The organism is Coxiella endosymbiont of Ornithodoros amblus, from assembly GCF_019425495.1.
Lineage (GTDB): Bacteria > Pseudomonadota > Gammaproteobacteria > Coxiellales > Coxiellaceae > Coxiella.
The window spans coordinates 1-7,273 of record NZ_VFIV01000063.1; the positions used below are offsets into that span (position 1 = coordinate 1).

Genomic DNA, 7,273 nt, shown 5'->3' on the forward strand with positions numbered 1-7,273 from the left:
GCAATAAATATCAACACCAAGTATTTTAATATCTTTCATCACCTGCTCTTTATTTAAAATAGAAATTCTGTGTTGGCGCATTATAACGCCCCCTTTAAAGAGCGCACTTTTCATTGGGTTGTTTTTATAAAAAAGCATTTAAAATACTAATTTTTCTTAATTTAAAAGAGGTAAACTCTTTACTAAAATGGAGGTTTTTGTGGGTAATTTATTGAATAAAAATCGTTATAAGTCTCAAACTAAACAATCGATATTTCGAATCCCTCGGTTGCCCATGTTTCTTTAATAGAAGCTGTTAGAGCACAGTTCCTGTCAGGAGTCATTGACTGATTATGGACTTGAGTTTGTCTTTGCATAGGACCTGAAAATAGGCAATAATATTTTACATGAAGCCATCTTAATTAAATATAAAGTTAAAATCACCGAACATTTAAAATTGCTTGATTAGAGAAGAGCTCTCGGAGCGTATGTGTGAATTACAAAACCATAGTGGTAAAAAACTATTTGGCACATAGCCGCTCAATCAGTGAAGCTTGAAACAATGATTAAATGGCTTTCTGAAGCGAGCGTAAAATTAAGGGACCACAGCGCCGTCCAACGATTTTAAGTCTGCGCCTGAAGAGATAAAACAAATCAATGCTTCATTTTCCAGTGATTTAACTTTTAATGTTGATTGCCCTGATGGAGAAGGAAAAACGCCATTCGATTCTCTAGAGTTACCCAAAGACTAAGACTTAATTATTTTATTTTATTTACATGGGAGCAAAATAGGTGATCAACAGCAAGTAGAAAATTATTGGAATTGGGCGCAGAGCTTATCGTGATGGATCCTGTTTACAAAGCTAAAGCAATATTATTGGCTATGTTTTACAGACAACTCGATTTCTTGAAGAATTATTGGCAGAAACAAAATGCAAAGGTGTGGAAAGCTTTCTTTGGATATTCCTTATGACGGAAATCAGATTGTAGATTATGAGCTGACTTTCATACTAGGAGCGAATACTGACGGATTGAAATGGCGGATGGATCAAGAGCTAATTCCTTCTATGAGCACAAAGAAGTGATGGAATATTTAAAAGATCAAGGTCTATCCTTACACGTGAGAAACAATGAAAAGGATAACGCCGTATTATTAGCATCGTCCCGAGGACATTTTGAAACGCTAGAATTTTTGGTAGAAACAGCAAAGCAATCGGTAAAAGTTTTTAATCAATACGGGACGTCCCCGATGCTGTTAGCCACATCCAAGGGCCATTTTGAGATTGTGAAATATCTTGTAGCGACACGGCCAATCTCTAGATATTCTTACCCAGCGAGGTCATATACCTGTCTCACTGGCAGCGCAGAATGGTCATCTAGAACTGTTTCAATGGTTAGTGAATGAAAAGAAACAGAGTTTAGATAGACCCCTAACAAGGGTTTCCTTTAAACCTTGCTATTGAAAAAACAGACTGCCTGTGTCAAATTTATATTTGAACATCACTTAAATAAAAGCTGATACAGATTGCCGGGGAAGGTGGGTTAGATTAATTATTGTTGATTGGGCCTATTCACGTCGCAGTATTAAAGAGCTTTCTTATTTGAAAAAGGTGCCTTATTTGAAGGATGTGCTTATTAATTGGGTTTACCACTAACTATTAATAGCTTCCAGCAAGAATGCGCCGATATATTATCAAAATGCAATTAACGGGTTAGTTCGATTTTATGATATTGAATTAATCTGAGGGATCGGCATTGGCCTCACTAGGTTGGGTGGCGATTATGAGCTAACCAAAAAGTTCTATAAAAAAGTTTTAGAATAAAGTCATATTTGAAAAAGGGAAGAGTCTATATTCAAGCGAAAAAATGAACGCTCCCAAATAATGAGTCTCTCCTCACTGGATAGCGAAGAAGAAATTTTATTAAAAATACGAAAAAATGTAGTATAAGCATATCACCTTCTTTGGGATAACGAAGCCAAAGGCCTCAAGAGTTATTACAAACTATTAATGCCACTTTATCAGAGTGGGGGAGGGGGAGGAATATGCGTTGTAAGCCAACAGTCAAAAACGGAAGCTGATTGGGAACAAAAGTCAGTAGAATTATTTTGCGACTATTATGGAAACGGAGGAAAAGTAGTCCTACCTCATGCTTGTTGGAAAGAGATATTAAGAGCGATTAACAAGAAACGAAAGGAGAAAAAAGAAAATTTGGAATTGCGTGGGCCTTTTACCTCTTTTCACCGAGATAATTTATAAAAAAGTAGCTCGCCCAGGTTATTAAAAGAGGTATTTCCCGGCTTTATTGATGAGTCTAGGACTTCTCTGCTTCCCTGTGGTTAGAATTTTTTTCGTGTTTTTATTGTTGATGTTTGACAACAACTTGCTCGTAGATTATCCAGGCTAATAATGAAGCCGCGATAATCACTATTGCAAGAGGTAGCTGATCAGTATGCCGTAAAATAAGCGATTAGCGACGCCATTACAGCGCCGCTGCTAAGCTGCATAAATCCATCGTTAAAAGCGCAAACAAGGTACAAATAGTCTAAAAAAATTGGTACGTCAATCAAAAAATACTGTAAAAATCTGCCTAAAACCGGTGCGAGAGGAGCGATAAACATAACGAGTATCCAAAATAAGAACCATATTTAGCCAATTCTTCGCTAGTAAACACATCTCTGAAAATAGACTGCCATAATCCCGCACATGCTCCCACCACGCAATCTTGAATAAATCGACCTAGAATTAAATAACTTAATGTTAGGAGCTAGCGTAGCGACAACGCTGACTGCGGCCATGATGCACAATCCGATGATCATCGGATTGTACGCCCCGTTGCGTTGGACAGCGGACCGTAAATCAACAAGGTTAGCGACGCCATTTATAGATAAATGAACGTGGTCCATTGAGTTAAATCAATGGTCTTGGCCTTATTAGGGTTTGAAACCACGGCTTAGCAGCAGTGAAGGCGCGTAATATCAGCTGAAAATTGCGTCAGAGAGGCAGCTAAGGCGATCATGAAAATGATGCTTATTAAATCATTGCATTAGCCTATTGACGACAGTACAGGTTATTAAAAGTTAACTAATTGGTCAATAAATTGGAGAATCTAGAGAGTGCTTTTCCGACAGGCGAGTGATCAGTGGTCATAAATATTATCGGGATTTTCGCCCCCACTTTTTTTCCTATACAATTAATAACCCTAAGAGATTAGGGAAGACTGATGACGAAAAACGTGAGGTTTCTGAAGAGATCGAATAAGCGTTGAAAAGCTTCATTTGGATGATGTGAATTGGGCTCGCGCTTTGTCGCCGAGTGAGATTTTGTATCTTTGTAGACGGCTGTCCTTTTTTTGCAAATCATTAGTACCAATGAAATAGAAGCCTTTTCCGAAACCGAATTCATTAATAGCCCCAAATCTGGCTGGACCATCCATCACTACGGTAAGGCCATGAGCAGTTCTCCAGGGCTGCTCTTATTTCAGGGCGGTGATTATCGCATTTTTGGAGATGATGACGATGGTGGCGGCGAGGGCAGCACTATCGTTAATCCAGGCAAAGGCACAATCATTAAACAAGCCTTTACGACAGCTACCGAGATGATTGTACTCGCTCAGAAATTGGGTTGGCACGGGATTCGAATTATCGACAGCCACCCTCTTATGCAATGGGCTGCCTGGATGTAGGCGACTGACGATGCGTTCCACCTAGAAGGCTATGAACCCGATGAAAAAGCGCGTAAAAAGCGCAAGCGACTGAAACGGTCTGAGATGGAGGATCAGCTTAAAATCAACGTTAAGCCAACCCATTGGTAAGCATCTCCATTATTTTCTGAGTCAATCGTGAAATATCTTTTTCCTCTTTAACATAGGCCTCAAATTTCGATCCCTGCAAAGTGAGTCGAGCGGTTTTATATAACTCCTGAAGTTCTTTTAAGTCGTTATTAACAGCTTTAGTTAGCCGGTTAATGTTACCACTGTCCTTCCCCTAAAGGGGTAGCCGATAAAGTTCATCTAAATGAGGTTTGAGAGGATTATTTAAATCTCATGTGGCTTTCCACATTTTAGATGAACCCAAAGGGCTTCAATCCTGAATTTTACCCTTGATGCCATTAGGGTTTTGTTAAGGACGCGCAGATTGGGTTCAGCTTCAGCAATAAGACTTTGAATATTCGTCCCGTTAGTTTGTCTATCGTTTTCTGCCCTCGGGCGAAGGCGTTGGGGGTGCTTGCATCCTATAAAAATGTGCTGTACCATGCTGTCCCTTCTTTATTTTTATTTGAGGTCTTGGATTCATGGCGACTTACATGGCGAATGCAAAAACAGTTAGCCCGCGTTGGTTGTTGGTTAATGCAGAAGGCAAAACACTGGGACGGCTGGCTAGTCGGATCGCTGAAATTTTGCGAGCTAAACATAAAGCTGAGTTTACGCCTCACGTCGACGCGGGTGATTTCGTCGTGGTGATTAATGTCGATAAACTTAAAGTAACAGGAAATAAAACTCAGGATAAGCAATATTATCACCATTCTGGGTATCCGGGCGGTTTGAAGACGATTAGCTTCGCTGACTTGCAAGCCAAAAAACCACACCGTATCCTGGAGTTAGCTATTAAAGGTATGCTGCCTAAGGGGCCTTTAGGTCGTCAACTGTATCGTAAATTGAAAATTTATGCGGGTGATTACCATCCCCACCAGGCTCAACAACCTGAATTAATTGACTTATAGTTAGAGGTTTAAATGCGTATGGCACAAGCGGAAAAAAATCAGAATTTGGGTACGGGACGGCGTAAGACATCTTCCGCACGGGTTTTTTTAAGGTCCGGCACTGGTCAAATTATCATTAACAGACTGCCTTTAGACGAATATTTTGGTCGAGAAACGGCTCGCATGCTTGTTCGCCAGCCCTTTGTGAAGCTTGATGTTTATTCTCGGTTTGACATTTACGCCACTGTTCAAGGCGGCGGCGACAGCGGGCAAGCCGGTGCAATTCGCCATGGTATTACCCGTGCTCTCATCAAGTACAGTGAAGAAGGCGGGGAAGGCGGAACGTGGCGCAGAACTCTGCGAAAAGCTGGGTTTGTCACACGAGATCCCAGAATGGTTGAACGCAAAAAAGTGGGGCTGCATGGAGCACGGCGAGGCACGCAATTTTCCAAACGATAAGAATTAGTAATCCCTCTCTTCATCATACCAATGACGGTGGTTATTTATAAGCTAGGAATGACTATGTTAAAACGCTCGATTATGACGTTGTATTCTGCTCCTTTGGACATATACAGCCATCAGGTTCGCATTGTTTTGGCAGAAAAAGGCGTTACTGTCGACATTCACAATGTAGATGCCAACCATCCTAGCGAAGATTTAATCGAATTGAATCCTTATACCACTTTGCCAACTTTAGTGGACCGTGATTTGGTTTTATTTGAATCGAGGGTCATCATGGAATATTTAGACGAACGATTCCCTCATCCTCCTTTGCTCCCTGTCTACCCAGTCGCTCGCAGCCGGTGTCGCTTGTTAATGTATCGTATCGAACGGAATTTTTACCATTCCATGAAAATTATTGAAGAAGGGGCTTCCAAGCAAGCCGAAACAGAGCGAGAGTTTCTTACCAAAGAATTGATTGAGCTTGATCCAGTGTTTAGGGAGAAGACTTATTTCATGAATGACAATTTTACGTTAGTCGATTGCGTGATGGCGCCGTTGTTATGGCGTTTGCCGCACCTTGGTATTCATGTCCCGCCACGGGCTGCAAAATCAATGTATAAATACAAAAAGCTCATTTTCGAACGTGAGTCTTTCAAAGCCAGTTTAAGTGAGTTTGAATCAGAACTTAGAGAAGTCGATGGCATTTGAAATAAATTCAAGCCGCCCTTATCTAGTGCGGGCTATTTATGACTGGGTTGTTGATAACCAATTAACACCCTATATCAGGGTGGATGCACTGATACCGGATGTGGAAGTCCCTGAGCGTTTTGTAGAAAACGGTAAAATAGTATTAAACATTGAACCGCAAGCTGTCGGACGTCTGCGAATGGGTAATGACGCCGTTGAATTTGATACTCGCTTTTCAGGAGTTGCTCATCATATTTTCATTCCCGTTCGAGCAATTAAAGCAATTTATGCTTTTGAAAATGGTTGTGGAATGGTATTTACGGAAGATGAAGATGGCGGCAACGATGGAAAAACCTCGCCTCCTAGCAATAGCAGCGTTGATAAGTTCGTAAAAAAAGTCAGGCCAAATTTGAAGATTGTGAAATAATCCAGTGGCCACCTATACGAAGAGACATATGGATTGCTTTCCAGGTATTTTTATTTCTACTTTCGATTAATGTTATACTGAGGTGATATGAGTTTCAACAATATCGTCCATATCATTGCTGTTGTCGTTCTGCCATTATTGTTTGGGATTACCGTTCACGAAGCGGCGCATGGCTGGGTGGCAAATAAATTAGGCGATAAAACGGCCTTGATGATGGGTCGCGTCACGCTTAATCCGCTAAAACACATCGACCCCTTTGGTACCCTCATTCTTCCTATTTTAATTTTAATTCTCAGTAAATTAACCTTCGCTTTTGGATGGGCAAAACCGGTTTCAGTTACGTGGCAAAATTTAAGAAAACCTCGTCGAGATGTGGCGCTGGTAGCAATTGCGGGTCCCCTTTCTAATTTATTTATGGCTTTGTTGTGGGCTGCTATTGCAAAGTTAAGTGTGACTTTTGGTGTGAATGCTGTTAATCCAGTGGTTAAGACTGTTACGCTTTTTTTCTACCACGCCGGGCTTTTCGGAATATTAATTAATCTTGTTTTAATGTTATTAAATTTAATTCCCATCTCGCCATTGGATGGAAACCGTGTAGTCTCAGCAATTTTGCCGCCCAAAGCGGCTTATGCGTATTCAAAAATAGAACCTTATGGAATTTGGATTCTTTTAGGATTGCTTATTTTTGGTTTGTTGGGTCGGCTGCTTTTCCCGATGGTTTTATATTTGATGAATTTTATCCGTTCAATTTTTGGGCTTCCGGGAAATTTCCTTTTTTAAAAAAGAGAAATTATGCTCATGCTCGAGAAAAAAACACCGATTTTGAATTGCTGTGAGCAAGTTTGAAAACCGGCTAATAAATAATCATTTTATACACCTTATTCACAGTTTCGCAGCAATGCCGCAGTTAATGAACATTTACCAATATCGATACCGATAAAATTATTGTATGATCTCATCTCATCCTCGAGAATTTTGTTTAGGATTGTAAGTGGAAGTAGTGGAATGACTTCCCAGTCAACTATTCAAACGTCTC

7 protein-coding genes and 3 pseudogenes are annotated in these 7,273 nt (G+C 40.4%); 9 read left to right on the forward strand and 1 reads right to left on the reverse strand.

The features are described 5' to 3' along the window. The first annotated feature begins 1,015 nt into the window (after nucleotides 1-1,015). From FIV31_RS06750 to FIV31_RS06765, 4 genes and pseudogenes are all read left to right on the forward strand, one after another. Entirely contained in the window at nucleotides 1,016-1,384 is a 369-nt protein-coding gene (locus FIV31_RS06750; RefSeq protein WP_280124241.1) for an ankyrin repeat domain-containing protein, read from the forward strand. A gap of 1,351 nt (nucleotides 1,385-2,735) precedes the next feature. Further along, a complete protein-coding gene (locus FIV31_RS06755) occupies nucleotides 2,736-2,873 on the forward strand; it encodes a hypothetical protein (protein ID WP_280124242.1) in 138 nt (45 codons plus the stop codon). Between the two features lie 193 nt (nucleotides 2,874-3,066). Continuing rightward, nucleotides 3,067-3,192, forward strand: a pseudogene (locus FIV31_RS06760) (hypothetical protein). Continuing rightward, nucleotides 3,171-3,792, forward strand: a pseudogene (locus FIV31_RS06765) (CBU_1754 family Dot/Icm T4SS effector). The pseudogenes FIV31_RS06760 and FIV31_RS06765 overlap by 22 nt, the downstream one beginning before the upstream one ends. Nucleotides 3,793-3,832: 40 nt before the next feature. Here FIV31_RS06765 and FIV31_RS06770 read toward each other — a convergent pair. After that, nucleotides 3,833-4,173 (reverse strand): annotated as a pseudogene (locus FIV31_RS06770) (Dot/Icm T4SS effector CoxDFB5); the annotation flags it as partial. Between the two features lie 98 nt (nucleotides 4,174-4,271). Here FIV31_RS06770 and rplM point away from each other — a divergent pair. The 5 genes from rplM (at nucleotide 4,272) to FIV31_RS06795 (ending at nucleotide 7,017) form a co-directional block, all read left to right on the forward strand. After that, nucleotides 4,272-4,700, forward strand: coding sequence for a 50S ribosomal protein L13 (rplM, locus tag FIV31_RS06775; protein WP_280124243.1), 429 nt, complete (start codon nucleotides 4,272-4,274; stop codon nucleotides 4,698-4,700). Between the two features lie 18 nt (nucleotides 4,701-4,718). Further along, the gene (rpsI, locus tag FIV31_RS06780) at nucleotides 4,719-5,138 is read left to right on the forward strand and encodes a 30S ribosomal protein S9 (protein ID WP_280124244.1); all 420 of its coding nucleotides are present in this window, start codon (nucleotides 4,719-4,721) and stop codon (nucleotides 5,136-5,138) included. A gap of 30 nt (nucleotides 5,139-5,168) precedes the next feature. Continuing rightward, nucleotides 5,169-5,831 (forward strand): glutathione S-transferase N-terminal domain-containing protein, encoded by a 663-nt coding sequence (locus tag FIV31_RS06785; protein WP_280124245.1) that lies wholly within the window; start codon nucleotides 5,169-5,171, stop codon nucleotides 5,829-5,831. A 1-nt stretch (nucleotide 5,832) separates the two neighbouring features. After that, entirely contained in the window at nucleotides 5,833-6,237 is a 405-nt protein-coding gene (locus FIV31_RS06790) for a ClpXP protease specificity-enhancing factor (protein ID WP_280124247.1), read from the forward strand. Nucleotides 6,238-6,324: 87 nt separating this feature from the next. Next, a complete protein-coding gene (locus FIV31_RS06795; protein ID WP_280124246.1) occupies nucleotides 6,325-7,017 on the forward strand; it encodes a site-2 protease family protein in 693 nt (230 codons plus the stop codon). Nucleotides 7,018-7,273: the final 256 nt, after the last annotated feature.

What these genes read in the sequence shown, in the direction of transcription:
- FIV31_RS06750 (WP_280124241.1), top strand. Translation starts at nt 1,016, where the DNA reads ATGGCGGATGGATCAAGAGCTAATTCCTTCTATGAGCACAAAGAAGTG.
- FIV31_RS06755 (WP_280124242.1), top strand. Translation starts at nt 2,736, where the DNA reads ATGTTAGGAGCTAGCGTAGCGACAACGCTGACTGCGGCCATGATGCAC.
- rplM (WP_280124243.1), top strand. Translation starts at nt 4,272, where the DNA reads ATGGCGACTTACATGGCGAATGCAAAAACAGTTAGCCCGCGTTGGTTG.
- rpsI (WP_280124244.1), top strand. Translation starts at nt 4,719, where the DNA reads ATGGCACAAGCGGAAAAAAATCAGAATTTGGGTACGGGACGGCGTAAG.
- FIV31_RS06785 (WP_280124245.1), top strand. Translation starts at nt 5,169, where the DNA reads ATGACGGTGGTTATTTATAAGCTAGGAATGACTATGTTAAAACGCTCG.
- FIV31_RS06795 (WP_280124246.1), top strand. Translation starts at nt 6,325, where the DNA reads ATGAGTTTCAACAATATCGTCCATATCATTGCTGTTGTCGTTCTGCCA.